Genomic DNA, 24271 nt, shown 5'->3' on the forward strand with positions numbered 1-24271 from the left:
CTAGGAGCTCAGGCCGCGCCTGTTTGCCAACCCCGTCACAGTCCGCCCAAAAAGCACGGTCTCTCGACCGCCGAGCCTATTCCACCGTCACCGACTTGGCCAGATTGCGCGGCTGGTCGACATCCGTGCCCTTGAGTACGGCTACATGATAGGCCAGGAGTTGCAGTGGGATTGTGAAGATCAGCGGATCGATGAGATCGTCGGTCTCGGGCAGGCGCACGACCGTCACACCCTCACCTTCGGCCAGCGGCACCTGGAAGTCGGCGAAGACCACGAGCTGACCGCCGCGCGCGCGCACCTCCTCCAGATTGGACTTGAGCTTTTCGAGCAGCGCATTGTTGGGCGCCACGGCCACCACAGGCATCTGCTCGTCGATCAGGGCCAGGGGGCCATGCTTGAGCTCGCCGGCCGCATAGGCCTCGGCATGGATGTAGGAGATCTCCTTGAGCTTGAGCGCGCCCTCCATGGCGATGGGATACTGCTCGCCGCGCCCGAGAAAGAGCGCATGCTGCTTGTCGATGAAGCGCTCGGCGAGTGCCGCGATGGTCTCGTCGAGCCGCAGCACCTCCTCGATCTTGCCCGGCAGGGTGCGCAACAGCGTCACGAGATCCGCCTCGGCCGCCGCGTCGAGCCGATGGAAGCGCCCGAGCGCGATGGTCAGCAGCAGCAGGGCGACCAGTTGGGTGGTGAAGGCCTTGGTCGAGGCCACGCCGATCTCGGGGCCGGCCTGGGTGAGGAAGACCAGATCCGACTCGCGCACCAGCGAACTCTCGGGCACGTTGCAGATGGCGAGCGTGGCCGCATAGCCGGAGGCCCTGGCCTGACGCAGGGCCGCCAGGGTGTCGGCGGTCTCGCCCGACTGCGAGATGGTCACGAACAGCGCCCGCTCCGGAACCACGTGCCGACGATAGCGATACTCGCTCGCCACCTCGACCTGACAGGGCAGGCCGGCGACGGCCTCCATCCAGTAGCGTGCCACCAGCGCGGCATGGAAACTGGTGCCGCAGGCGACGATGGTCACGGCCCGAATCTCGGCAAAGAGTGCGGCGGCCTGATTGCCGAAGATCTCCGGCAGGACGCGGTCACTCGTCAAGCGCCCTTGAAGGGTGTCGGCGATGGCGCGCGGCTGCTCGAAGATCTCCTTCTGCATGTAGTGCCGATAGGGGCCGCGTTCGGTGGCCTCGGCCGAGACCGTCGAGGTCTTGACCGGACGCTCGACGAGCCGGCCGTCACGATCCCAGATGCGCACCCGATCGCGCGTCAGCTCGGCCAGATCGCCCTCATCCAGGAAGATGAAGCGGTTGGTGACCGGCAGGAGCGCGAAGACGTCCGAGGCGATGAAGTGCTCGCCGAAACCGACCCCGATCACCAGCGGACTGCCCTGGCGCGCCGCGACCAGATGCTCGGGATCGGCGGCATCGATCACGCCCAGCGCATAGGCCCCGCGCAGGCGTCCGGTGGCCGCGCGCACCGCCTCGACCAGCGTCCGTCCGTGCGCCAACTCGGCATGGACGGCATGGACTGCGACCTCGGTGTCCGTCTCCGAGGTGAAGACGTAGCCGGCGGCGAGCTGTTCGCGCCGCAATTCCTCGTGGTTCTCGATGATGCCGTTGTGCACCAGCATGCAGCGGTCGTGACTGAGGTGCGGATGGGCGTTGTGGGTCGCCGGCTCGCCGTGGGTCGCCCAGCGCGTGTGGGCGATGCCGAGCGTGCCCGGCAACGGATCGGCCGCGACCGCCTCGGCCAGACGCGCGACCTTGCCGAGTTCACGCCGCCGGCCGAGTCGGCCCGAATCGTCGAGCACGGCGAGGCCCGCCGAGTCGTATCCGCGATATTCGAGCCGGCGCAGACCTTCCAACAGGATGGCCGCGACCGGGCGTTGAGCGATGGCACCGACGATTCCGCACATGATGGCAAGTGATTCCTGATCCGGACAGGGTTCGAAGCCTAGTCACTCGACAGCGGGCTGTAAATCGGTTTGAGCGTTCAGGATTCGCCGCAGCGGTGCTCGCTTGTTCGGTCAGGCGACCTCCAATGCCCTGAGGATGCGCGGCGTCAGGTCATTACCGATGCGCTCCGGTTTCGCTCTCCAGCCGGATCGGCTCCAGCAGCCGCGACTCGAAGTCGGTCAGGACACTGAACTCGACCCGGCGCGAGGCGGCGGGGTTCTCGCGTCCCTGGTCGTCATGCACCGGCCGCGAGGACGAGAGTCCAACCGCTGCGACCCGTTCCCTGAACCAGTCCTCGCCCTTGAGCGGGTCGAGTCCATAGGCGAACCGCAGCACCGCCTGGGTGCGCTGCTGGCTCAGTTCCATGTTGAGGAAATAGGCATCCAGCGGCGCTGTGCCGGCATTCCATTCGCTCGACGTATGCCCCTCTAAGCGGATCTCGCGGATGACCTCGCGGAAGGGTTTGAGCCGGGCGACATAGCGCGGCAGGAAGTCGTTCAGGATCGCCTCGAACTCGGGCTTGATGCGCGCGGAGTTGCGGTCGAACAGGATGTCCGGCTCGCGAAAACGCAGGGTCAGGGTGCGCTCGACCAGCTCGGCGTTCCAGCGCGGCAGGTCGTCGCGAAACTCGCGTTCCAGGGCCGAATAGATCGCCTGACGCGACTCGGCGGCGCTGACGCGCACCTCGGTCTCGACCTGATGCAGCCGCTCGACCTGGACCATGTGCAATACGGCCAGGAACAGGAAGATCATCATCAGGGTGGCCATGAGATCGGAGACCGTCAGCCAGTGGCTCTCGTCTTCCGCCGGAATGTCGGCGCCCGACGCGCTCGACCAGGGGTAGGGGAGGGTCTTCATGCCGAGGCCCTCGCCAGATCCAGATGGCTGCCGTTAGAACCAAAGCGCGCGGCGGGCGGCGGCGGGGTTGCGGCCCCGAGTCGGCCGATACGCTGCTGGGCCTCCAGACCCGAGAGCACGGCGCCCTCGATGGTCTCCAGCATGGTCCGCAGCCGCTGATCGATGGCCGGGAAGGCCTCCCTGGCCCGTTCGCGCAGTTCGGCCACGCCGCCGAGCACCGACTCCAGCTCCAGCGTCTCGCGCTTGAGTGCCTGCATGGTCGATTGCTGATCCTCGATCTGGGTGGTGATCCGGCCGGCCTGCTGGGTGAGCGTCTGGAGGCTGGTCTGCGAGCGTTCGACCCCGGCGACGGCCAGTTCGAGCTGTGCCCCCAGGGCGTCCATGTGTTCGCGATACTGCACCTGCCAGTCCAGCAGCTTGCCGATCGAGGCGTCGAGATGGCGGAAGTTCTCGCCGAACTGGGCGCCGAGCTTGTCGTTGAAGTCGCGGATGACGGATTCGAGCGCGGCCATGAGCTGGCGTGAACCCAGTTCGCTCAGTTGGCCGGCGAAGTCCCGGAAGGCGGCCAGTTGTGCATCGTGCTGCTGTTCCAGGGTCTGGATCAGACGCGCGTCCATCCGCACGAGCTGTTCGCCGAGCTGGCGGGTGGCGGTGAGCTGGGCGTCGGCGAGCTGGATCTGGAGCTTGAACAGGGCCGCCGGGTCGCCGGCATCGATCGCCGCCGCGTTCGCGCGTGCTCTGCTGCTCTGCGGTCCGTCACGCTTGAGCACCTGCACCAGCCGCAGCGCGGTCGCCAGCAGGATGCCGACGATACTGGTGATGAAGGCGAGCTTCAGCCCTTCGAGCAGCAGCGGGATGCTGTATTCGATCCGGCTGGAGTCGAAGTCAAGCAGCCCGATGGCGATGCCGAGAAAGGTGCCCAGGATGCCGAGGGTCGTGAGCAAGGTCGGTGTGCTTTGCTGGAAGGCCGCCGCGCGCCGGGTCAGGGTGGCGGTCAGGGCCAATGCGAAGAGCACGATCATGAGCAGCACGAACAGACCCGTGACCTGATTCGAATCCAGGCTCTCCAATGCCATGACCACGACCTGAGAAATCGACTCGAACATGATGGACCTCGCTTGAGCGGTGGTTGCGCGCCGGTGATTGGCCGGGGCGTCCTTGAGATCGCCTTAAGCAGGAGTCGGGCCAAGCGGGTGGGTGGCGGTCGATTCAGGTGTGGCGCGCTGTTGGCGAGGGGCGTGCCGGGCGTCAGGCGGTGGGAGGATGCAAGAGCGTCAATTGATTGACGGCGCGGGGACGCGCTGGCTACTCTTGAGCCGTTCATCGTGTGTCAAGTCCCCGGAGATTGTAGACACGCTTTTTGAAGCGTTCAGGGCGTTTCTCGCGCCGGTCCTTGAGTGCCTGAATCGGGGCGATGTGGCCGAGGGCTTTCTGCGGAAGGTGTTGGTTATAGACCTGCACATAGCGCTCGATGGTCTGGGCTAGCGACTCGGCGGAGTCGAAGCGGGTGGTGGTCAAGACCTCTGAAATCCGCCCGTTGAAGCGCTCGATCATGCCGTTGGTCTGGGGGGTGCGCGGCTGGATGAGGCGATGTTCGATCGTGTTGGCGGCACAGACCCGATCGAAGCGATGGCGCCCGGTCGGTTCACGCTCGCCGGTGGCACCGAAGCGGTCGGTGAACTCCTTACCGTTATCGGTCAAGACCTTGGTGATGTTGAACGGGGCCTTGGCGATGAGCCGCTCCAGGAAGCCGGCGGCGTTCCGGGCGGTTTTCTCGGGCAGGATCTCAACATAGACCCGGCGCGTGGCCCGATCGATCGCGGCAAAGAGGGACTGAGCACTGTCCTCATCCGGCATTCGCGGCAGGTACTTCACGTCGACATGGACAAAGCCCGGTTCGTAGTCCTTGAAACACTTGACCGGGCGGGCGTCCGGATCGATCGGTTGGGGCCTGAGCGCCTGGAGGTTGGAGACGCCATGACGGCGCAGACAGCGATCCAGGCCCGAGCGCGAGACAGTGGTGCTGATAAACTCGTGGGTGACGGCCAGCAGGTCATCAAGCGGCAACAGGAGCGTTTTACGCAACTCCACGACCACCGCCTCCTGCGCCGGCGTCAGGCGCGTGTGGAGCCGATGCGGACGGTGCGAGGCGTCCTCGGTGCCGGAGCGCCGACGCCACTTCAACACCGTCTGACGGCTCAGCCGATAGCGCTCGGCTAGCTCCCGAGTCGGGAGCGTCGAGTTCTGGATCTCACGACGGATGGCCGGGGTGGTGCGGGCGTTTTTGTGCAGACGGATGACCATGGCAACGAAACCTTCGCGTGTTCATTCTGGACGCGCTGGGCCGTGCTCAAACTCCGCGACAAGTCGCTGGAGCACCTCGCGGGCGAGAAACAACGGATAACTCCTGCGCGGAACATGATCACACGGGACGCAACAACTAACCAGTACCGCAGCGAAGCGCTGGCCTCGATCCATGAAACCATGGAAGCCCTGCACGAGCTGGGAGCGATCGACAAGCAGACCATGCGTGAGTTCGACGACTCCTGCCTGACGCCGCCGGCATCCTTTCCGCCCGAGGCGATGCGCGCCCTGCGCGAACGCGAACATCGCTCACAGCCGGTCTTCGCCCGCTATCTCAACGTCAGCAAAAACCTGATCTCCGACTGGGAGCGCGGCGTCAAGCGCCCCGGCGGGCCGGCACTTCGCCTCCCGACCGTCATCGAGAAGCACGGCATTCAAAGCATTGCTTGAATGTCGGAACGTCCGGCACCCTGATCGCCGCTGAGATTCTCCTCAGCCGAGCAGATTCCAGGGCAGAGCCATGACATCCTCCGTGATCCAGCGCGGCTGATCGACCGCACACAACAGGGCGCCGACGGCGACATCGAGATGGGTGTGTGCCTCACGGAACGCGGTGATTCCGGAGGCCATGCGGCGAGTCGGCGCGGCGGTCAGTTTGATCTCGAACGGGTGGAGCCGTCCGTCGCGCTCCAGGATCAGATCGACCTCGGCCCCGCCCGCCGAGCGCCAATGGTAGAAGACGGGACGTGCGGGCAACACGGCGGCCTGCTTGATGAGTTCGCCGGCCATGGCCGTCTCGAACAGGGCGCCGTACAGCGGATGACTGGTGAGGGCGCGGGGCGAGGACAGTCGCGCATGATGGCAGGCCAGACCGGTATCGGCGAAATAGCCCTTGGGCCGGGACGAGACCCGCTTGGTCGGATTGCCCGAAAAGGCCGCGAGCTCGAACCATTGATAGGTGCCTTCCAGGATCTTGAGCCAACGGCGCGCGGTCTGGGGCGTCATGCCGATCTCGCGTCCCAACTGACTGTAGTTGATCTCCTGAGCCGTGAGCGCGCTCATCAGCCGGACGAAGCGTCCGAATTCCTGCCAGTCGTCGACCTCCCCCAGCAGGCGAGCGTCGCGCTCGACATAGGTGCGATGGTAGCCGGACCAGAAATCGGGGATGACCTCGGTCTCGAGCGCGATGGCGCGCGGCAGGCAGCCGCGCCACAGCCATTCCGGCAACTGTCCCTCATAGCGGCCGGCCGTGCGCGCCTGGGCGAGAAAGTCGTCCTTGGCCTCCAGCCAGCCCGGCAGCCATCCGCCGGGGGCGTCGACGATCTCGGGGATGGAAAACCCGAAAAGGTCGAGAAAGGCACTGCGACCTGCCAGACTCTCGGACAGCCGTTGCGGGATCTGCCACTGTTGCGAGCCGGTCAGGAGGTATTGGCCGGCGCGTTCGGGGGCGCGGTCGACCCGGCGCTTGATGGCGGCGACGACCTCGGGCGCATACTGGATCTCGTCGAGGATGACCGGCGGCGGGTGGTTGAGCAGGAAGAGATCGGGTTCTCGCCGTGCATTCTCGATGTCCAGACTGGCGTCGAACACCACATAGTCGTACTCGGGAAAACAGTGACGCAGCAGCGTGGTCTTGCCGACCTGGCGTGCACCGCTGACCACGACGACGGGGAAGGAACGCGCCAGCAGGCGCAGACGGTCGGTTTGCAGTCGATGGTGATACATGCCTTGCAATCTAGTGATGTCATCATCGATTTGCAAGGCTTCTGCATGAAGCGGCGGCGTCGAACAGCACGGTCTATGGCCGAGTCGCTCAAGGACAATGCGCCATCCCTGGCTCCAATATCTCAGGCCATGCGCGCCTCCTCGCCCCTTGAGCCGCCACTCGGCCATGAGCCGCTTGAGGAACTGCTCGGGCGTGAGCGTCTCGCCGAGCAGGGCGCGCTGACGGCAGACGGTGGCGAAGTCCCCCGGCGTCAGTCCTTGCAGCGTCTCCAGATGGCGCGCATAGGCCGGCGGGACCGGCGCCTGTTCATCCCCCAGCGCCTCGCGGGCAAAGAGCGCGATCCGCTGCGGGCCGGTCAGTGCCCGGAAGTGCAGCTTGAAATCGAAGCGGCGCAGGGCCGCGCCGTCGAGTCCCGCCATCAGGTTGGTGGCGGCGACGAAGATCCCCGGAAAGCGCTCCATCTGCTGCAACAGCTCATTGACCTGGGGGCGCTCCCAAGAGCGCTGGGCCTGACGCCGGTCGGCCAGGAAGCTGTCGACCTCGTCGAGCAAGAGCACCGTATGCCGGGGATCGATTTCGCGAAACAGCCGCGCCAGATTGTGCTCGGTCTCGCCGACATAGGGCGAGAGCAGATCGGAGGCCTGACGGGCGACCGGTTCGCGGTCGAGCGCCTCGGCCAGCACCTCGGCGAAGGCCGTCTTGCCGGTACCGGGCGGACCATAGAAACACAGCCGTCCGTGCCCCTGACGCTCCAGCGCCCGCACCAGTGCGCTCGGATTGAGGCGTTAGCGGCGCTGGCGGCGCGATCCAGGCCGTCGATCCGGACTCGTCTGCCGAAAAACGGCTCGCGTCCTAATTGGCATCGTTCCACTCGCGCAAAAACGCCCGCTCCCGCACCAGCGCCTCCGCCAACACCGCGCGGGCCTTCTTGCGCTCGAAATACTGATGCGCCAGCACCACGACCTCGGCCCACATGACCTCGGCCTCGGGGTAGCGCATCAAACGCGCCGTCGCGGCCATGTCGAGCTTGACTCGGAAATAGGACGACGGATTGCGGATCGTCTCCTCACACAGGCTGCTCCAGATCGTCTCGGCCCGGATGACCACCGCCGTCTCGAAGCACGGATCTTCATCGCCCCGGCACCGGCTGTCCAACTCAGCGTCATCCTCCTCCAGGATCGCCCTGATGTCGTCGGTCATCGACACCTCTCGACCATAGAAATCCGTGATATCAAAGAAATACGACAACTCCCGCCCGTCACTCAGCACGATGTTCACCTGATCGTAAGACCGTCCGTTCTCGTCCCTGGACAACAGCCGCTGCGACGTCGGCGTCCAGTCTTCATGCATCCGGCCATGCCGCGCTCGGATCGCCTCGTACTCCATCCCGACCCCGATCCAGGACTCTTCCGCCCGGATCACGAGCGCGGTAGCGAGACTGAGACCGTCGCGGCGGCTGTCGTCGATGTCCTGTTGGATGAGATCGCGCGAATTCGATTCTGACATGGTCCGTCCTCAGTGGGTTTTGAGACTGCTGCGCTGGCTGCTGGGGGCTGGGGACAAGCTGGAGGTCATCGCCCCGCCGGATCTGCGCCGCGTCGTCGCGGCCCAGACGCGCAAGGCGGCGGTGCTCTATTGATGGCTATACGGGAGTTCGGTCGCTCCGCCTATCGGGCCGGCGGGGCGGGCACAGTGCCGTGCGGCACGGCGGTTCCGCCATACCGCGTCTTCACGCGATCACGACCCGATCGCGTCCGCCGTCCTTGGCGCGATAGAGTCCGGTGTCGGCCCGTTCGATCAGGGACTCGGCCGTCTCGCCCGGCCGCAAGCGCGTCAGACCGATGGAGACCGTGATCGTGCCGATGGTGTCCTGGGTGCTCTTGCGCTTGATCTGGAGCGCGGCGACCTGACGCCGGATCTGCTCGGCGAGCGTCTGGGCGACCTCCAGTTCGTCATGGACGATGACCGCGAACTCCTCACCGCCATAGCGGGCGACGAACACCCGATCGCTCCGCACCTTGGCCAGGACGCTGCCGACGATCTCCAGCACCCGATCGCCCATCGGATGACCATAGGTGTCGTTGAGCCGCTTGAAGTGGTCGAGATCCATCAGCATCAGACAGGTCGGCTCGTCGTCGCCGCCCGAGAGCGACTGGGCCAGCGCCTCGTCGAAGCCGCGCCGGTTGGGGATCTTGGTCAGCGCATCCAGACGCGCGCGCCGTTCGCTCTCCTCCAGCTCGCGCTTGAGGCGTTCGACCTGGGCACCGGCCGATTGCAGCTCGCTCTGGAAGGCTTGGGTGAGGCTCTCCAGATCGCGCGTCTCGGTGAGCAACTGGCCGACCATGGTGCGGATGCGCTCCGGATCGATGGCGCTCTCCTCGAACACCGTCATGGCCTCGCGCAGGCTGGCGCCATAGTTCTGGGTGCCGCGCAGATTGCGCGAGACCGCCTGGGTCAGCTTGGTGACGATATCGGCGATGAGATCCCGTGCCTGCGGGCTGGTCGGGAGGTAATGCTTGACGAAATACTCGAAGAACAGCGACTCGCTCTTCTCGGGGTCATAGGGGCCGTTCTCCGGAAACTCGGCCAGCAGCGAGCGGCTCAGATCCGGCGAGGCGTTCTGGACGTGCGCGTACCAGAGCGCGTAGTTGTAGGGTGTCGGCGGGATGCGGCGGCGCACCATCTGCGGTACCGCCATGCGCAGATAATCCGAGGCCGTGTTCAGGTCGTCCCTGAAGTCCATCCGGTTGACGTTCATCGCTGATTTGACCCGCCGAAAAGGGGTTGCTGAAACGAAACGCCATCGCCGCCCGCGACGGGGACGATGGCTTCCAGATCGGCGTCAATGATAAGCGAGCCGGCGCCCGAGCGTCGTGAAATGTCGAGACGCGCGCCGGTCGAGGCTCAGTCGGATTCTTTGGGTGTCTCGTCGCTCGACTGGGTACGGCTGGAGTCGCTGCGCGAGTTCGAGTACTGATAGTAAAGCAGCCAGCCGACCAGCCCCAGGAACACCATCAGTTCCATCGCCGCCAGGGAAGAGCCATTGGCCATGATCGTCACCCCATTCTGTAAGGTTGCATGATGGATCGCGCGCCCGCCGGCGCCGGGGTCGAAGAATTGGGCCGGGCCGGGCGATTGCAACCACGTCCGATCGAGGCCCTGCAACGAAAGAGCCCCGCCGAAGCGGGGCTCGTCTCAGGTCAAGCGCGGCTGAGGCCGATCAATGACCCGTGGCGGCTCCTGCGCCACGCGGGATGCGCACGTCCTCGACCAGATGCTGGATGTGCTCCGGCGGCGGGGCCGTGAGCGCCGAGACCAGCAGGGCGACCGCGAAGTTTGCCACCGCGCCGATCGCGCCGAAGGCCTCGGGCGTGATGCCGAAGAACCAGTTGGCCTCCAGACCCAGGGGGGCCAGGAACTCGGTGCCCTTGATGAAGAAGATCCCCTTGTGCTGGAACACATAGAGCAGGGTCACGGTGATACCGGCGACCATGCCCGCGATTGCCCCCTGCTTGTTCATTCGCTTGGCAAAGATGCCGAGCATGAGTGCGGGGAAGATCGAGGAGGCCGCCAGACCAAAGGCGATGGCCACGGTTCCCGCCGCGAATCCGGGTGGATTCAGGCCGAGATAGCCCGCGAGCAGGATGGCGCCGATCATGGACAGACGCCCGGCCATCAGCTCGTTCTTCTCGGTGATCTGCGGCTTGAACACGCCCTTGAGCAGGTCATGCGAGATCGCCGAGGAGATGGCCAGCAACAGACCGGCGGCTGTCGAGAGCGCCGCCGCCAGACCGCCGGCGACCACCAGCGCGATCACCCAGTTGGGCAATCCGGCGATCTCGGGATTGGCCAACACCATGATATCGTTGTTGACCGTGACCATCTCGTTGCCTTTCCAGCCGAAGGACTCGGCCTTGGCGGCGAACTCGGCGTTCTTGTCGTCGTAGTACTGGATACGACCGTCGCCGTTCTTGTCCTCGAATTTCAGGAGGCCGGTGGTCTCCCAACGCTTGAACCACTCGGGACGCTCGTCATAGACCAGATTGCCGGTTTCCTCGCCGACCGGACCGATCTGGATGGTGTCCATCAGGTTCAGACGTGCCATGGCGCCGACGGCCGGAGCCGTGGTGTAGAGGATGGCGATGAAGACCAACGCCCAACCGGCCGAATAGCGCGCATCGGCAACCTTGGGCACGGTGAAGAAGCGGATGATGACGTGCGGCAGACCGGCCGTACCGATCATCAGCGACAGGGTGTAGACGAACATGTTGAGCGTGCTGCCCATCACCTGGGTGGTATATTCCTTGAATCCGAGATCCTTGACCACCTGATCGAGCTTTTCCAGCAGGGACAGGCCGCTGGCGACGCCCTCGGGGGCGTATTCGCTGCCCAGACCCAGTTGCGGGATAGGGTTGCCGGTCAGATTCAGCGAGATGAAGATCGCCGGGATGGTGTAGGCGAAGATCAGCACCACGTACTGCGCGATCTGGGTGTAGGTGATGCCCTTCATGCCGCCGAGGATGGCGTAGATGGCCACGATGCCCATGCCGGCCAGGATGCCCATCTCGTAGGAGACGCCGAGGAAGCGCCCGAAGGCCACACCGATACCCGTCATCTGGCCGATGACGTAGGTCACCGAGGCCAGGATCAGACAGACGACGGCCACCACGCGCGCCGAGTTGGCATAGTAGCGGTCGCCGATGAACTCGGGCACCGTGAACTTGCCGAATTTGCGCAGATAGGGCGCCAGCAGCAGGGCCAGCAGCACATAGCCGCCGGTCCAGCCCATCAGGAACACCGAGCCGCCGTAGCCGCCGAACGCGAGCATACCGGCCATGGAGATGAAGGAGGCCGCCGACATCCAGTCGGCTGCCGTCGCCATGCCATTGGCGACCGGGTGCACGCCGCCGCCGGCGACGTAGAATTCACTGGTGGAGCCGGCGCGCGACCAGATCGCGATGCCGATGTAGAGCGCGAAGGTCGCGCCGACGATGGAATAGGTCCAGATCTCAAGTGCGGTCATTGGGTCGTTTCCTCACTCTTCGCCGACGTCGAATTCACGATCGAGCCGGTTCATCAAGGCCGCGTAGATGAAGATCAGCGCCACGAAGATATAGATCGAACCCTGTTGGGCGAACCAGAAGCCGAGCGGGTAGCCGCCGAGATGGATGGCGTTGAGCGGTTCGACGAGCAGGATGGCGAAGCCGTAGGAAACGACGAACCAGACGATCAATAGGATTACCAGATAGCGAAGATTCGCTTTCCAGTAGTCCGCGCGCTTGTCAGGTGTCATGTCATGTCACTCCGTTCAAGGGTTGCGGTATGGGCCGTAAGATGGCGGGGTGACGATGGGGCACGCCGCCGAGAGCCGCCGGGACGCGGATCGGTGCGCTCAAAACATGGCAGAAGCCCCCTCGTTGGTTATGATGCATCCGCCTAGTTCTGCCGTATCGAGCGGATTGTCGGCATTGTCTGGTTGCGCTTGGCGTGCTGTCAACGTTTCAATCCATCGATATTCGCCCTGGGATCCGTGCGTCCGGACCCCGAGTTATCCTTAAGAGAGCACAATGCACTACATCAGTACCCGTGGCGGAATCGAGCCGATCGGTTTCGCGCAAGCCGTGATGATGGGGCTGGCGACCGACGGCGGTCTGCTGGTTCCGGCCGAGATCCCCGTCCTCGAACCGGCGCGACTGCGCATTTGGGCGGGGTTGAGCTTCCAGGAACTGGCGCTCGAAGTGTCGACACTTTTCATCGGTGACGAGATCCCTCGCGCCGATCTGAAGGCGCTGATCGATCGCTCTTACGCGACCTTCAGTCATCCCGAGGTCACGCCCGTGGTGACGGCGGGCGAGACGCGCATCCTGGAACTCTTCCATGGACCGACGGCGGCCTTCAAGGACGTGGCCCTGCAATGGCTCGGTAATCTGTTCGACTATCTGCTCGAACGCGAGGGCGGACGGCTCAACATCGTCGGCGCGACCTCGGGGGATACCGGCTCGGCGGCCATCTATGGCGTGCGCGGCAAGGAGCGCATCCGGATCTTCATCCTGCATCCCAAGGGCCGGGTCTCGCCGATCCAGGAACGGCAGATGACCACGGTGCCGGACGGTAATGTCCACAATGTCGCGGTGCGCGGTACCTTCGATGATGCGCAAAACATCGTCAAGACATTGTTCAACGATCTGCCGTTCAAGTCGGCCTATCGGCTCGGTGCGGTCAACTCGATCAACTGGGCGCGGATCCTGGCGCAGACCGTCTACTATTTCTATGCCTGGGGGCGGATCACGGGCGGCGATACCGAACGTCGGGTCAGCTTCTCGGTGCCGACCGGCAACTTCGGTGACGTCTTCGCCGGCTATCTGGCCCGTCGCATGGGGCTACCGATCGACCGCCTCATCATCGCGACCAATCGCAACGACATCCTGACCCGGTTCGTCCACAGCGGCGTCTATGCCGTGGAGGATCACGTCCATCAGACGCTCAGCCCGGCGATGGACATCCAGATCGCTTCCAACTTCGAGCGCTATCTCTACTATCTGCACGACGGCGATCAGGCGCGGGTGCGCGCGCTGCTCGACGATCTCAAGCGCACCGGACGTCTCGAAGTCTCCGCCGAGCAGCATCGGCAGGCCCAGGCCGATTTCGACGCGGTCGCCGTGAGCGATGCCGAGACGCTCGACCAGATCCGCGCGACCTATGAGGCGACCGGGTACATTCTCTGTCCGCATACCGCTGTCGGGGTGCGCGCCGCGCGTGATCTGCCCGAGGCCGTATGTCTGGCCACCGCACATCCGGCCAAGTTCGGCGAGGCGGTCGTCCGGGCCATCGGGTGTGAGGCACCGCCGCCGCCCTCGCTCCAGGGTCTGCTGGGGAAGGAGGCGCGCTGTGCCGAGCTGGACGCGACCGCCGAGGCCGTGAAGGCACACATCGAGGCGACACTCAAGGCGGTGTCCGCAGCATGACTGACTCGGTTCTGAAGGCGTCGGCCGTGAACGAGCCGACGCGACGGCTATCCGGGCGGCGTGTCCTGATCATGGACACCACGCTGCGCGACGGCGAGCAGACTCAGGGCGTGTCGTTCGCGCCCGCCGAGAAGCTCAACATCGCCAAGGTCTTGCTCGAACAGGTGCGGGTCGATCGGATCGAGGTCGCTTCGGCGCGCGTGTCCTCGGGCGAGGCCAGTGCCGTGACCCGGATCATCGACTGGGCCAGAGAGCGCGGACTGGTCGAGCGGGTCGAGGTGCTGGGGTTCGTCGACGGCGGGGCGAGCGTGGACTGGATCCTGGGGGCCGGCGGCCGGGTGCTGAACCTGCTGGCCAAGGGCAGCGAGAAGCACTGTCGCGGTCAGCTCGGCAAGACGCTCGATGAGCATGTCGCCGATGTGCGCGCGACCATCGAGCGGGCGCAGTCGCAGGGGTTGCGCGTCAACCTCTATCTGGAGGACTGGTCGAACGGCTATCGCGACAATCCGGACTATGTCTATGGTCTGGTCGAGCGGTTGGCCGATGTCGGGATCGGGCACTTCATGCTCCCCGACACGCTCGGGGTCATGACGCCGGATCAGGTCTTCGCCGCCGTTTCGGACATGGTCGGGCGTTTTCCGGCGCTCCGGTTCGATTTCCATCCGCACAACGACTATGGGCTGGCGACCGCCAATATTCTGGCGGCGGTCCGGGCGGGCGCGGCGGCGGTGCACTGCACGGTCAACTGTCTCGGCGAGCGGGCGGGGAATGCGTCGCTGGCCGAGGTCGCGGTCAATCTGCGCGATCAGCTCGACTGCGAACTCGGGATCGACGAGACGCATCTGGCGCGTGTCAGCGAGCTGGTCGAGTCTTTTTCGGGCAAGCGGATCAGCGACAATGCGCCGATCGTCGGGGCGGATGTCTTCACCCAGACCGCCGGTATCCATGCCGACGGCGACAAGAAGGGCAGTCTCTATCACAGCCGGCTCTCGCCCGAGCGTTTTGCACGGCGGCGCAAATATGCGCTCGGCAAGCTCGCCGGCAAGGCGTCGCTGGCCAAGAACCTGGAGCGGCTCGACATCGAGCTGTCGGAGGAGAATCAGCGCAAGGTCTTGCAGCGCATCGTCGAGCTGGGGGATTCCAAGAAGACCATCACCACCGAGGATCTGCCCTTCATCATCGCCGAGGTGCTGGAGAGCAAGGACTATGATCACGCCGAACTCCTGGCCTGCACGGTCGCATCGAGTCTGGATCTGGAATCCATGGCCGGGATCAAGATCCGGCTCGGCGATCAGGTCTTCACCGGCACGGGCGCGGGCAATGGCGGTTTCGATGCCTTCACCAATGCGCTCGGGCGGATTCTCAAGCGTCAGGGGATCACGCTGCCGCCGCTGATCGACTACGAGATCCGCATTCCCAAGGGGGGGCGGACCGATGCGCTCACCGAATGCAGCATCACCTGGCAGACCGAGCGCGGCGAGCTACGGACCCGTGGGGTCCATGCCAATCAGGTGTTCGCCGCCATCGGCGCGACCATGCGGATGCTGAATATCCAGATGCATCGGGCGTCGGCCGAGTCCAGGCGTGAGGGTGGGGTCTGAAGCGCGTTTTCGATCGACTGGGGGGCATCGACGAACGTGGCCACCAGACAGACCATCGGAGCATTCGGATCGCCAAGGACGTTTGCTGGACTCCAGTCAGGTTTCGAGCCGGAAGGTCACGGGGCCGTCGTTGATCAGGCCGACCTGCATGTCGGCCCCGAAGCGACCTGTGGCGACCCTGGGATGGGCGGCACGCGCGCGCTCGACCAGATGATCGAACAGCCGCCGGCCCTCGTCGGGCGGTGCGGCCGAGGTGAAGCTTGCGCGCGTGCCCTTCCTGGTATCGGCGGCGAGCGTGAACTGCGGCACCAGCAGCAGACCGCCGTCGATGTCGCGCAGACTCAGGTTCATGCGATCCTGCGCATCGGGAAAGACCCGATAGCCGAGCAGCCGCTCCAGCAACCGCTCGGCGCGCGCTTCATCGTCGCCGCGCTGAACACCGACCAGCACCAGCAACCCGCGCTCGATGGCGCCGACCGTCTCGCCCGCGACCACCACCCGAGCCTCACTGACCCGTTGCAGCAGGCCGATCATGACAATTCACGCGCGAAGCGATCGGTCGCCGCGACCAGGGCACGGCGAATCCCCGGCTCGAAGGCCGAGTGCCCGGCATCCGGGACGACCTGCAATTCAGCCGTCGGCCAGACGCGATGCAGATCCCAGGCCGAGCGCATGGGGCAGATGAGGTCATAGCGTCCCTGGACGATCACGCCTGGGATGTCGGCCAGCCGATGGGCATCGCGCAGCAACTGGTCCGGCGCCAGAAAGGCCCCGTTGACGAAATAGTGGCTCTCGATGCGTGCCAGACTCAGGGCCACGTGAGGATCGGCGAAATGGGCCTGAACGTTGGGATTGGTGAGCAGGGTCGCGGTACGCCCCTCCCAGATCGACCAGGCGCGCGCCGCCTCCAGCCGAACGGCGGCATCCTCGCCGGTGAGCCGCGCATGATAGGCCCCGAGCAGGTCGCCGCGCTCGTCCTCCGGAATGGGCGCCAGGAAATCCTCCCAGAGATCGGGAAAGACCCAGCTCGCCCCGTCCTGATAGAACCAGCGGATCTCCTCAGAGCGACAGAGAAAGATCCCGCGCACCACCAGCGCCGAAACCCGTTCGGGATAGGTCTCGGCATAGGCCAGCGCCAGCGTCGACCCCCAGGAGCCGCCGAACACCAGCCAGCGCTCGATCCCGAGCTGTTGGCGGATCAGTTCCATGTCCGAGACCAGATCCCAGGTGGTGTTGGCCATGAGCGAGGCGTGCGGCGTCGAGCGCCCGCAACCGCGCTGGTCGAAGAGCACCGCCCGATAGCGCTCGGGATCGAAGAAGCCGCGATGCGCCGGCTCGCACCCCGCGCCCGGTCCGCCGTGCAGAAAGATCGCCGGCAATCCGTCGGGGCGACCGCATTCCTCCACATAGAGCCGATGGCCGTTGTCGACGACCAGGTCATGGACCGCGAAGGGTTCGGTGACTGGATAGAGATCCGTGGTCTTGGTGCCCATACGCCCCGCTCCCGATCAGACCGCTTTGTAGATCGCCGCGCCGTCCTCGCGGAACTCGCGCGCCTTCTCGCGCATCCCTTCCGCTACCGCGGCGTCCATGTCGGCGATGCGCTGATTGGCGGCATAGTCGCGCACGTCCTGAGTGATCTTCATCGAGCAGAAGTGCGGCCCGCACATCGAGCAGAAGTGCGCGACCTTGTGCGACTGATGCGGCAGGGTCGCATCGTGATACTCACGCGCGCGCTCGGGATCGAGCGAGAGATTGAACTGATCCTCCCAGCGGAACTCGAAGCGCGCCTTCGACAGCGCATTGTCCCGGATCTGCGCGCCCGGCAGCCCCTTGGCCAAGTCCGCCGCATGGGCCGCGATCTTGTAGGTGATGATGCCCTCGCGCACGTCTTCCTTGTTGGGCAGGCCCAGATGCTCCTTGGGCGTGACATAGCAGAGCATGGCTGTGCCGTACCAGCCGATGTTGGCCGCGCCCATGCCCGAGGTGATGTGGTCATAGGCCGGCGCGATGTCGGTGACGATCGGGCCGAGGGTGTAGAAGGGCGCCTCGAAGCAGTCGGCCAGCTCCTTGGTCATGTTCTCCCGGACCATCTGCAAGGGCACATGCCCCGGACCCTCGATCATGACCTGGACGTCGTGTTTCCAGGCGACCTGGGTCAGCTCGCCCAGGGTCTCAAGCTCGGCGAACTGCGCCGCGTCGTTGGCATCGGCCAGCGAACCGGGGCGCAGACCGTCGCCGAGACTGAAGGCCACGTCATAGGCCTTCATGATCTCGCAGATCTCCTCGAAATGGGTGTAGAGGAAGTTCTCCTGATGATGCGCCAGACACCACTTGGCCAGGATCGAGCCGCCGCGCGAGACGATGCCGGTGAGCCGCTCGGCCGTCAGCGGCACATAGCGCAGCAGGACGCCGGCATGGATGGTGAAATAGTCCACCCCCTGCTCGGCCTGCTCGATCAGGGTGTCGCGCACGATCTCCCAGCTCAGTTCCTCGGGCTTGCCGTCGACCTTCTCCAGCGCCTGATAGATGGGTACGGTGCCGATCGGCATCGGGGCGTTGCGCAGGATCCATTCGCGCGTCTCATGGATGTGCTTGCCGGTCGAGAGATCCATGAGCGTATCGCCGCCCCAGCGCGCCGACCACACCATCTTCTCGACCTCCTCCGCGATCGACGAGGTCAGGGCCGAGTTACCGATGTTGGTGTTGATCTTCACCCGGAAGTTGCGCCCGATGATCATCGGCTCCAGCTCGGGGTGATTGATGTTGGCCGGGATGATGGCGCGCCCGCAGGCGATCTCGTCGCGCACGAACTCGGGCGTGATGGTCTCGGGGATGGCGGCGCCGAAGGACCGGCCCGGATGCTGGCGCAGGAGCTTGGCGTAACGCGGATCGGCGCGCAGCGCGTCCAGACGCATGTTCTCGCGGATGGCGACGTATTCCATCTCGGGCGTGATGATACCCTGACGCGCATAATGCATCTGGGTGACGTTGCGCCCGGACTTGGCGCGGCGCGGGGTGCGCAGATGCTCGAAGCGCAGATGGGCCAGAGCCGGATCGTTCTGGCGCGCACGCCCGAAAGCCGACGTCGGGCCGTCGAGCTGCTCGGTATCCTCGCGCTCGAGGATCCAGCCCGAGCGGATGTCCGGCAGACCGGCGAGCAGATCGATGCGCGCTTCCGGATCTGTATAGGGACCGGAGGTGTCATAGATCAGGACCGGCGGATTCTCTTCCGGCCCCTGATTGGTCTGAGTCGGCGTCAGGGTCACTTCGCGCATCGGCACCCGGATGTCGGGACGCGAGCCGGTGACATGGGTCTTGCGCGAGTTCGGAAACGGCCGTGTCACCTCCTCGGAGAGCTGGGCGGTCTTGCGGACGAAGTCGTGCGGGATGGCGCTCATCGGAATTCCTCGGTGGTGGCCGGCTCGGGCGACGCGCGCAGGCGTCTGGGATTGGATCGGGATCGCCGGCGGTGTCCGTGAACGGACCCGGACCTGGAGGCTCCGGTCTGGAAGGCGACAGTGAAGGCGGGTGGAGCGCGGCCGGGCGCCGGGGCGCCTGAGGCCAGGATCGACGGGGTCGAAGCTCGCGCCGGCTTTCCTGCGCCGGCATGATCCGGGTCAGGTTCGAAGGGTCTGCTCTCAGCCCGTGATCGACGATGGCGTCACGGACACCCCCAGCGGCATTTCAGACAGGGAAGCTAACGAAAGGAGATCGCGATTTCAATAGACACCCGAATCTCTCTACAATTTCCGGCCCGGATCGAATCAATCGCAGCAGGTGACAGAGCGCCGATGACCAGTACCGGACCCAGTGGCTACGTCTATGTGTTGAGCACGCAAACCACGCTGACCGAATTCTTGCGCCCCCTGCTCGAAGCGCACGGCGTCCGGGTCGAGGTGTTCGAGGATGTCGAGCGTCTCATGCAGACCACGGCCGAGTGCGCCCCCGAGGTCGTCGTGCTTGATCTCGCCCTGATTCCCGGCGAGGAACGGCTCAAGGCCCTGTGTGAGCGGATCGGTGAATCCACGCGCCGGCGCCCGAGTCTGATCGGTCTGGCGGCCGATCAGGAGCGCGGCGAGGAGACGCTCGCGCGCCGTCTCGCGGCTCGACGGGCCGGTCTCGTCAGCTATGTCCCCAGGTCGGTGTCGGTGCGGCGGCTCGCCAGTCGGATCCTGGCGCTGTGCGGCTTCCTGGAGTCCTCGCGCTATCGCATCCTCCTGGTGGTGGAGAATCCCGACGCGGGTCGACGCCTGGCCGTCATGCTCGCCGCCGTCGGCATGAAGACGCTGATCCTCAGCGACCCGATGAAGCTCCTGGCGCACATGGCGGCCTTCAGGCCGAACCTGCTGCTGCTGGAGATGTACTTCTCGCAGGTGTCGGGCATCGAGCTGGCGGCCATCATTCGCGACGACGAGCAGTTCCATGGTCTGCCGATCCTCTTTCTGACCGACGAGACAGATCCGATCCGGCAGTTGTGGGCGCTCAGGGCCGGCGGCGACGGCTTCGTCCCGCTATCGGCCGGTTGTGAAACCCTGACTGCCGCGATCGAACCGCAACTGCGTCTGTCACGCTGGCTCCAGGACAGGTTACGGCTGGCCAATCGTCGCGAGAGTGCGCGCGGCTTCCTCCCGCGCGAGGTCTTCATGTCCTACCTGGAGCGCCTGTTGCACACCTGGACTCCAGGCACCGAACGACAGGGATTGCTGTTGCTCGATCTCGATGCGGGCCGGACGCTTCTGGAACGGCTGGGCCACGGCGGACTCGAACGCCGGCTACGCGAACTGGAGCAGGTGTTGGGGCGACATCTGAACGTGAACGAGGTGGCCACGCGCCTGGACGATTTCCGCTATGTCATCCTGGCCAGACGCGATGGTCCCGAGAAGCTCCAGGCGCTGGCCGATCAGTTGCACGAGCATGTTCAGGCAATGGCGCGGCGCGAGTCGGCCAACAACACCCAGTCGATGACGCTGAGCATCGGTGTGTCCTGTTTCAATCCGCCGCCGGCGGATCTGTCCGCCTTGCTGGCGCGCGTCGAGCTGGCGGTTCGGAGCGCCGCTCAGGCGGGCGGCGATCGGGTACACTTCTGGTCGCCCGTCACTACGGAGCGCGCGACCGTCATGACCGAGGCCGTGATCAAGCGTCTGGTCAGGACCGCTCTGGATCAGGATGGACTGTGTTTGCTCTTTCAGCCGATCCTCCCCGTCGACCCGCATGACGAGGGACTCTACGAGGCGCAGATCCGGTTGCGCACCCTGAGTGGAGAGGAACTCTCGCCGGCGGACTTCCTGACCGTTGCCGCACGCGCCGAACTCACGCCGAAGATCGACCGTTGGGTGTTGCAACGTACCTGGCAGACCCTGGCGGAGCAGGCCGGTTCCGGGGTTCCGCCCCGGATGTTGGTGCATCAAAGCCTCACCACATTGGCGGTCTCGGAGGGGTGGAATTGGCTGAGACAGCAACTGAACCGGATCGCCCCGCTCCATACCCGAACCCTGCTGGAGTTCCAGATCGCCGAGATTCAGCGGCGGCGCACCGAGACCGAGTCCATCTTTGGGCGTCTGGCCGAACAGGGCATCAAGGTCTGTGCCGCCGGCGTCACGGGCCGCGAGGATGAGGCGCGGTTACTGGCGAAGCTGGGTATCAGACTGGCTAAATTGAGCATAGAGGCGGTACGGGCAACGGATCCGGCCTATCTGCCGAACGTGGTTCAGACGTTTCGTTCACAGGAGATCTCCTTGATCGTGCCCGGCATCGACGGTCCGGACGATCTGCGGCGTGTCTGGATGTGCCGACCGGAGTTCATCCAGGGGCATTATCTCCAGTTGCCGAGTCCGGACCTGGACTTCGATTTCCAAACATTGATGCAATGAAACCCGATCCTCTGCACGCGAACGATTCCCCGATGTCTGGAGACCTCGACACCCATGGACAGGACGCCCGTCTCCATACGGGACGCCTGATCCTGACGCCCGCCGATCCCCATCGCGTCCCGGACGTCGATCTGCTGATCGAAGGATTGCGTCAGTCCGGATTCCTGGGTGAGCCATTGTCGGTACAGGCGGCCGCGACGGGGGAGGGCGAGCGTGCCTTCGCCATTGGTCCGGGCTTTCTGAGTCTGCTGACCTTTGCCGGATGCGCCGTCCGGATTCGCGATAGTCGGAGCGATGGGCGTTTCTCGCACATTCGCATAGCACAGGTCAGCCCGTACCCGAGATTGATGGTCGGCCGCAATACGCGCTCGCCGCGCTGTGTCGGATGTCGCGCGCCCCTGTCGGGCTGGCGCGAACTGGTGGATCACTGGGCCACGCATCCACATGCCGGCGTGCGGTGTCCGGCCTGCGGCGAGACGCGCCCGCCCTGGCTCTGGGACTGGAAGCAGCAAGGCGGATTCGGGCGCGTGTTCGTGCAGATCGAGGAAGTCTTTCCCGGTGAGGCCGTGCCGACGCCGGCATTCTTCGAGCAGTTGATCCGGGTCAGCGGGATCGGCTGGCGGCATTTCTACATCCGGGATTGAATCCAGCCTGATCAAGTCCCGCCTTCGCCAAGATCCGCGCGATGATCGACGACGAAGCCCGGTAAGTACCGGGCTTCATGGCCGGCCGCCGGAATCACCCCGGCGGCTGATAGCCGATTAGCTGTTCAACGCTCGTTCAGCCACTTGCCGATGGCCGGCGTGACTTCCTTCTGCGCCTTGCCGCTGACATAGATGCCGATGTGACCGCCGGGGAAGGCCAGCTCTGTGTAGTCCGGGCTGCTGGTCAGTCCCTTGAGCGCCTTGGAGGCATCCGGCGGCACCAGATGGTCCTGGAGCGCGAAGATGTTGAGCACCGGACAGGTGATGTCCTTCAGGTTCACCTCGCGCCCACCGAGCACCACGCCGCCGTTGAGGAAGCCATTGTTCTGGTAGAAGTCCTTGATGAACTGGCGGAAGGTCTCGCCGGCCTGATCCGGGCTGTCGAAGATCCACTTCTCCATACGCAGGAAGTTCTTGACCTTGTCCGGATCGTCGAGCAGGTCGACCATGTTGACGTACTTCTGACCGGTCAGGCTGAAGGGCTTGAGCGACAGGAAGGTCCAGTTCAGCAGTTCACCCGGAATATTGCCCATGGTGTCGACCGCCAGGTCGATGTCGATGTTCTGTACCCAGGCCGAGAGCAGGTTGTCCGGGGTCTTGAAGTCGACCGGCGTGACCATGGTCACGAGGTTGCGCACCTTGTCCGGATGCAGCGCGCTGTACATCAGACTGAAGGCGCCGCCCTGACAGATGCCGAGCAGATTGATCTTGTCGACGCCATGGGTCTCGCGCAGATAGTCCACGCAGCGGTCGATGTAGCCGTTGATATAGTCGTCGAGCGTGAGCGCGCGGTCGGCCTGATCCGGATAGCCCCAGTCGATCAGGTAGACATCCTGGCCGGTGGCCAGCAGTCCCTTGATGGTGGAGCGGTCTTCCTGGATGTCGGTCATGTAGGGGCGGTTGACCAGGGCATAGACGATCAGGAGCGGCACGGGCTGGGCCTCGGGTGCGCCCTCGGGCCGGTCATAGCGATAGAGGACCAGCTTGTCCTCGCTGTAGACGGGCTGCTTGGGGCTGACGCCGGTGTCGATGGACTTGGCGTTGAGCAGATTCTCCATACCCTGACCCAGCTTGCGGCTGTAGTCGAGCATCTCCTGGGTGAGTTTGTCCGGCCGGATGTCGATGGGGAACATGATCTCTGTCCTCTGATTCTGTCTGTTGAGCCTGCTGTTCGATCAAGCGCTTGAAGATCAATCGGCCGGATTGGTCTTGGTGGTGCGCCGACGTACCGGGGCCTTGGCGGCGGCCGGAGCGGGCGACCTGAGTGCGGTGGCGGGCTTGATCGCCGGCTCCTCGCCGGCCAGGGCCGCGACGCGACGTTCCAGATCGTGCAGGCTGTGACGCAGGGCCTTGTTCTCGCGACGGGTCTCCTGGAGGCGGTCCTGGAGGGTGCGCAGTTCGCTACGGGTCGGCATGTTCAGCGCGCCCAGGTTCTCGTCGACCAGGATCGACATGCGCTTCTTGAGCGCCATCTGGGCGTTGACCAGTCGGCCGTGGATGCGGGCGTATTCCGGCGTGGCGACCTCTTCGGCATAGGCCGCTTCGCAGCAGGCGACCCAGTTGTCATAGAGCGCGCGCGCCGAGTCGATGGTCTTGCCGCTGTCGATGACGCCCTGGATGTAGGAGCCCATGCGCTCGACCGACTTCATGCCGAGCTGGGTGTAGACGTTGGTGTATTCCTGGAGCGCGGCCTGATATTCCATGGCACTGCGCATCAGTTCCTGGTACTGGCTCTGCTCCTCGCGCGTGTAGCCGAGACCGGGCGCGGAGAGCGCGCGGTCGAGACTGTCCTTGAACTGATCATGGGGCATGTTGCGCAGCACGTCGCCCGGCATCGGCGACAGCGAGGACATCATGCGCTGCCAGTTGTCGAGCGGCAGTTCCCAGAACGACATCAGGCGCTGCATGCCGTTGCCGCTGTCGTCGAGCGAGCCGGTGAAGCGCTTCTGCATGTCTTCGAGTGTCTTGGTCCAGAGCTCGAAGCCGTTGGCGGCTTTGCCCTCGTCGGCGCGCTTGGAGAAGGTGTCGGCGAGACGGAAGAAGTTCTTGCCCTGCTCCATCATCTTTTCCATGAAGGAGCGCGACAGATCCGGCACGGCGGGCGCCATCGCTTTCCACCATTGATCCATCGCCGCTTCCCAGGGCGTAGTCGTCTTGGTCTCGGTATCCGGACCCATGGCCTTGCGGCTCATGTCGGTCCAGCTATCCCAGTACTTGCGTTGCAGTTCGAGCCAGTCGTCGTTGAATAAGTTGGTGCTGGTCATGGCCGTGCCCTCCTCGTGGCGCGTGGT

Annotated in this window: 21 protein-coding genes and 1 riboswitch; of the genes, 6 read left to right on the forward strand and 15 right to left on the reverse strand. The window is 64.9% G+C overall.

Annotation, left to right across the window (positions count from 1 at the left end; translation table 11 throughout):
• Window positions 1–76: 76 nt before the first annotated feature.
• The 4 genes from glmS to Atep_RS01100 form a co-directional block, all read right to left on the reverse strand.
• Window positions 77–1909, reverse strand: coding sequence for a glutamine--fructose-6-phosphate transaminase (isomerizing) (glmS, locus tag Atep_RS01085; protein WP_213379686.1), 1833 nt, complete (start codon window positions 1907–1909; stop codon window positions 77–79).
• Window positions 1910–2063: 154 nt separating this feature from the next.
• Window positions 2064–2807: an OmpA/MotB family protein gene (locus Atep_RS01090; RefSeq protein ID WP_213379688.1), complete on the reverse strand. Its 744-nt coding sequence runs from the start codon at window positions 2805–2807 to the stop codon at window positions 2064–2066.
• Window positions 2804–3913 carry a hypothetical protein gene (locus tag Atep_RS01095; RefSeq protein WP_213379690.1) on the reverse strand — a complete coding sequence of 370 codons (1110 nt, stop codon included), beginning with the start codon at window positions 3911–3913 and terminating at the stop codon, window positions 2804–2806. The genes Atep_RS01090 and Atep_RS01095 overlap by 4 nt, the downstream gene beginning before the upstream one ends.
• A gap of 214 nt (window positions 3914–4127) precedes the next feature.
• Window positions 4128–5111, reverse strand: coding sequence for an IS481 family transposase (locus Atep_RS01100; protein WP_213379692.1), 984 nt, complete (start codon window positions 5109–5111; stop codon window positions 4128–4130).
• Here Atep_RS01100 and Atep_RS01105 point away from each other — a divergent pair.
• The gene (locus Atep_RS01105) at window positions 5094–5561 is read left to right on the forward strand and encodes a helix-turn-helix domain-containing protein (protein WP_236786333.1); all 468 of its coding nucleotides are present in this window, start codon (window positions 5094–5096) and stop codon (window positions 5559–5561) included. The genes Atep_RS01100 and Atep_RS01105 overlap by 18 nt on opposite strands.
• A gap of 42 nt (window positions 5562–5603) precedes the next feature.
• On the opposite strand, the gene Atep_RS01110 is transcribed toward Atep_RS01105, so the two are convergent.
• Window positions 5604–7601 (reverse strand): DUF4143 domain-containing protein, encoded by a 1998-nt coding sequence (locus Atep_RS01110; protein ID WP_213379694.1) that lies wholly within the window; start codon window positions 7599–7601, stop codon window positions 5604–5606.
• A gap of 88 nt (window positions 7602–7689) precedes the next feature.
• Window positions 7690–8343 carry a hypothetical protein gene (locus tag Atep_RS01115; RefSeq protein ID WP_213379696.1) on the reverse strand — a complete coding sequence of 218 codons (654 nt, stop codon included), beginning with the start codon at window positions 8341–8343 and terminating at the stop codon, window positions 7690–7692.
• Between Atep_RS01115 and Atep_RS16840 the strand changes: the two genes are divergently transcribed.
• A complete protein-coding gene (locus tag Atep_RS16840; protein WP_272876301.1) occupies window positions 8342–8476 on the forward strand; it encodes a WCX domain-containing protein in 135 nt (44 codons plus the stop codon). The genes Atep_RS01115 and Atep_RS16840 overlap by 2 nt on opposite strands.
• A gap of 90 nt (window positions 8477–8566) precedes the next feature.
• On the opposite strand, the gene Atep_RS01125 is transcribed toward Atep_RS16840, so the two are convergent.
• The 4 genes from Atep_RS01125 to Atep_RS01140 form a co-directional block, all read right to left on the reverse strand.
• Window positions 8567–9595: a GGDEF domain-containing protein gene (locus tag Atep_RS01125; RefSeq protein ID WP_213379698.1), complete on the reverse strand. Its 1029-nt coding sequence runs from the start codon at window positions 9593–9595 to the stop codon at window positions 8567–8569.
• A 146-nt stretch (window positions 9596–9741) separates the two neighbouring features.
• A complete protein-coding gene (locus Atep_RS01130) occupies window positions 9742–9978 on the reverse strand; it encodes a hypothetical protein (protein ID WP_213381828.1) in 237 nt (78 codons plus the stop codon).
• Window positions 9979–10057: 79 nt separating this feature from the next.
• A complete protein-coding gene (locus tag Atep_RS01135) occupies window positions 10058–11860 on the reverse strand; it encodes a sodium:solute symporter family protein (protein ID WP_213379700.1) in 1803 nt (600 codons plus the stop codon).
• 12 nt (window positions 11861–11872) lie between these two features.
• Window positions 11873–12130, reverse strand: a complete 258-nt coding sequence (locus tag Atep_RS01140) for a DUF4212 domain-containing protein (RefSeq protein ID WP_213379702.1) — start codon at window positions 12128–12130, stop codon at window positions 11873–11875.
• A 274-nt stretch (window positions 12131–12404) separates the two neighbouring features.
• Here Atep_RS01140 and thrC point away from each other — a divergent pair, with 274 nt between their 5' ends.
• Window positions 12405–13802 (forward strand): threonine synthase, encoded by a 1398-nt coding sequence (gene thrC / locus Atep_RS01145; protein WP_213379704.1) that lies wholly within the window; start codon window positions 12405–12407, stop codon window positions 13800–13802.
• Entirely contained in the window at window positions 13799–15403 is a 1605-nt protein-coding gene (locus Atep_RS01150) for an alpha-isopropylmalate synthase regulatory domain-containing protein (RefSeq protein ID WP_419467160.1), read from the forward strand. Before thrC ends, Atep_RS01150 begins: the two co-directional genes overlap by 4 nt.
• Before the next feature lie 96 nt (window positions 15404–15499).
• Here the strand turns inward: Atep_RS01150 and dtd are convergent, their stop codons facing one another.
• Genes dtd through thiC form a run of 3 tightly spaced genes read right to left on the reverse strand, consistent with a single transcriptional unit; the run spans window position 15500 to window position 18804 of the window.
• Complete coding sequence (gene dtd, locus Atep_RS01155; RefSeq protein WP_213379706.1) at window positions 15500–15937, reverse strand: D-aminoacyl-tRNA deacylase; 438 nt, start codon at window positions 15935–15937, stop codon at window positions 15500–15502.
• Entirely contained in the window at window positions 15934–16896 is a 963-nt protein-coding gene (pip, locus tag Atep_RS01160) for a prolyl aminopeptidase (protein ID WP_213379708.1), read from the reverse strand. Before pip ends, dtd begins: the two co-directional genes overlap by 4 nt.
• A 15-nt stretch (window positions 16897–16911) precedes the next feature.
• On the reverse strand, window positions 16912–18804 hold the full coding sequence (gene thiC, locus Atep_RS01165) for a phosphomethylpyrimidine synthase ThiC (RefSeq protein WP_213379710.1): 1893 nt from the start codon (window positions 18802–18804) through the stop codon (window positions 16912–16914).
• Window positions 18805–18983: 179 nt separating this feature from the next.
• Window positions 18984–19091: riboswitch (TPP riboswitch) on the reverse strand.
• Between the two features lie 106 nt (window positions 19092–19197).
• On the opposite strand from thiC, the gene Atep_RS01170 reads away from it, so the two are divergent.
• Complete coding sequence (locus Atep_RS01170) at window positions 19198–21276, forward strand: EAL domain-containing response regulator (protein ID WP_213379712.1); 2079 nt, start codon at window positions 19198–19200, stop codon at window positions 21274–21276.
• A gap of 32 nt (window positions 21277–21308) precedes the next feature.
• Window positions 21309–21920, forward strand: a complete 612-nt coding sequence (locus tag Atep_RS01175) for a hypothetical protein (RefSeq protein ID WP_213379714.1) — start codon at window positions 21309–21311, stop codon at window positions 21918–21920.
• A gap of 125 nt (window positions 21921–22045) precedes the next feature.
• On the opposite strand, the gene Atep_RS01180 is transcribed toward Atep_RS01175, so the two are convergent.
• Window positions 22046–23113: a class III poly(R)-hydroxyalkanoic acid synthase subunit PhaC gene (locus Atep_RS01180; RefSeq protein ID WP_213379716.1), complete on the reverse strand. Its 1068-nt coding sequence runs from the start codon at window positions 23111–23113 to the stop codon at window positions 22046–22048.
• A 57-nt stretch (window positions 23114–23170) separates the two neighbouring features.
• Window positions 23171–24244 (reverse strand): class III poly(R)-hydroxyalkanoic acid synthase subunit PhaE, encoded by a 1074-nt coding sequence (gene phaE, locus Atep_RS01185; RefSeq protein ID WP_213379718.1) that lies wholly within the window; start codon window positions 24242–24244, stop codon window positions 23171–23173.
• Window positions 24245–24271: the final 27 nt, after the last annotated feature.

The sequence above is a fragment of the Allochromatium tepidum genome (assembly GCF_018409545.1).
GTDB classification, from domain to species: domain Bacteria; phylum Pseudomonadota; class Gammaproteobacteria; order Chromatiales; family Chromatiaceae; genus Thermochromatium; species Thermochromatium tepidum_A.

Excerpts from the sequence above, each read along its gene's own strand:
- glmS (WP_213379686.1), bottom strand. The coding sequence starts at position 1,909 with ATGTGCGGAATCGTCGGTGCCATCGCTCAACGCCCGGTCGCGGCCATC.
- Atep_RS01090 (WP_213379688.1), bottom strand. The coding sequence starts at position 2,807 with ATGAAGACCCTCCCCTACCCCTGGTCGAGCGCGTCGGGCGCCGACATT.
- Atep_RS01095 (WP_213379690.1), bottom strand. The coding sequence starts at position 3,913 with ATGTTCGAGTCGATTTCTCAGGTCGTGGTCATGGCATTGGAGAGCCTG.
- Atep_RS01100 (WP_213379692.1), bottom strand. The coding sequence starts at position 5,111 with ATGGTCATCCGTCTGCACAAAAACGCCCGCACCACCCCGGCCATCCGT.
- Atep_RS16840 (WP_272876301.1), top strand. The coding sequence starts at position 8,342 with ATGGTCCGTCCTCAGTGGGTTTTGAGACTGCTGCGCTGGCTGCTGGGG.
- Atep_RS01115 (WP_213379696.1), bottom strand. The coding sequence starts at position 8,343 with ATGTCAGAATCGAATTCGCGCGATCTCATCCAACAGGACATCGACGAC.
- Atep_RS01125 (WP_213379698.1), bottom strand. The coding sequence starts at position 9,595 with ATGAACGTCAACCGGATGGACTTCAGGGACGACCTGAACACGGCCTCG.
- Atep_RS01135 (WP_213379700.1), bottom strand. The coding sequence starts at position 11,860 with ATGACCGCACTTGAGATCTGGACCTATTCCATCGTCGGCGCGACCTTC.
- Atep_RS01140 (WP_213379702.1), bottom strand. The coding sequence starts at position 12,130 with ATGACACCTGACAAGCGCGCGGACTACTGGAAAGCGAATCTTCGCTAT.
- thrC (WP_213379704.1), top strand. The coding sequence starts at position 12,405 with ATGCACTACATCAGTACCCGTGGCGGAATCGAGCCGATCGGTTTCGCG.
- Atep_RS01150 (WP_419467160.1), top strand. The coding sequence starts at position 13,799 with ATGACTGACTCGGTTCTGAAGGCGTCGGCCGTGAACGAGCCGACGCGA.
- dtd (WP_213379706.1), bottom strand. The coding sequence starts at position 15,937 with ATGATCGGCCTGCTGCAACGGGTCAGTGAGGCTCGGGTGGTGGTCGCG.
- pip (WP_213379708.1), bottom strand. The coding sequence starts at position 16,896 with ATGGGCACCAAGACCACGGATCTCTATCCAGTCACCGAACCCTTCGCG.
- thiC (WP_213379710.1), bottom strand. The coding sequence starts at position 18,804 with ATGAGCGCCATCCCGCACGACTTCGTCCGCAAGACCGCCCAGCTCTCC.
- Atep_RS01170 (WP_213379712.1), top strand. The coding sequence starts at position 19,198 with ATGACCAGTACCGGACCCAGTGGCTACGTCTATGTGTTGAGCACGCAA.
- Atep_RS01175 (WP_213379714.1), top strand. The coding sequence starts at position 21,309 with ATGTCTGGAGACCTCGACACCCATGGACAGGACGCCCGTCTCCATACG.
- Atep_RS01180 (WP_213379716.1), bottom strand. The coding sequence starts at position 23,113 with ATGTTCCCCATCGACATCCGGCCGGACAAACTCACCCAGGAGATGCTC.
- phaE (WP_213379718.1), bottom strand. The coding sequence starts at position 24,244 with ATGACCAGCACCAACTTATTCAACGACGACTGGCTCGAACTGCAACGC.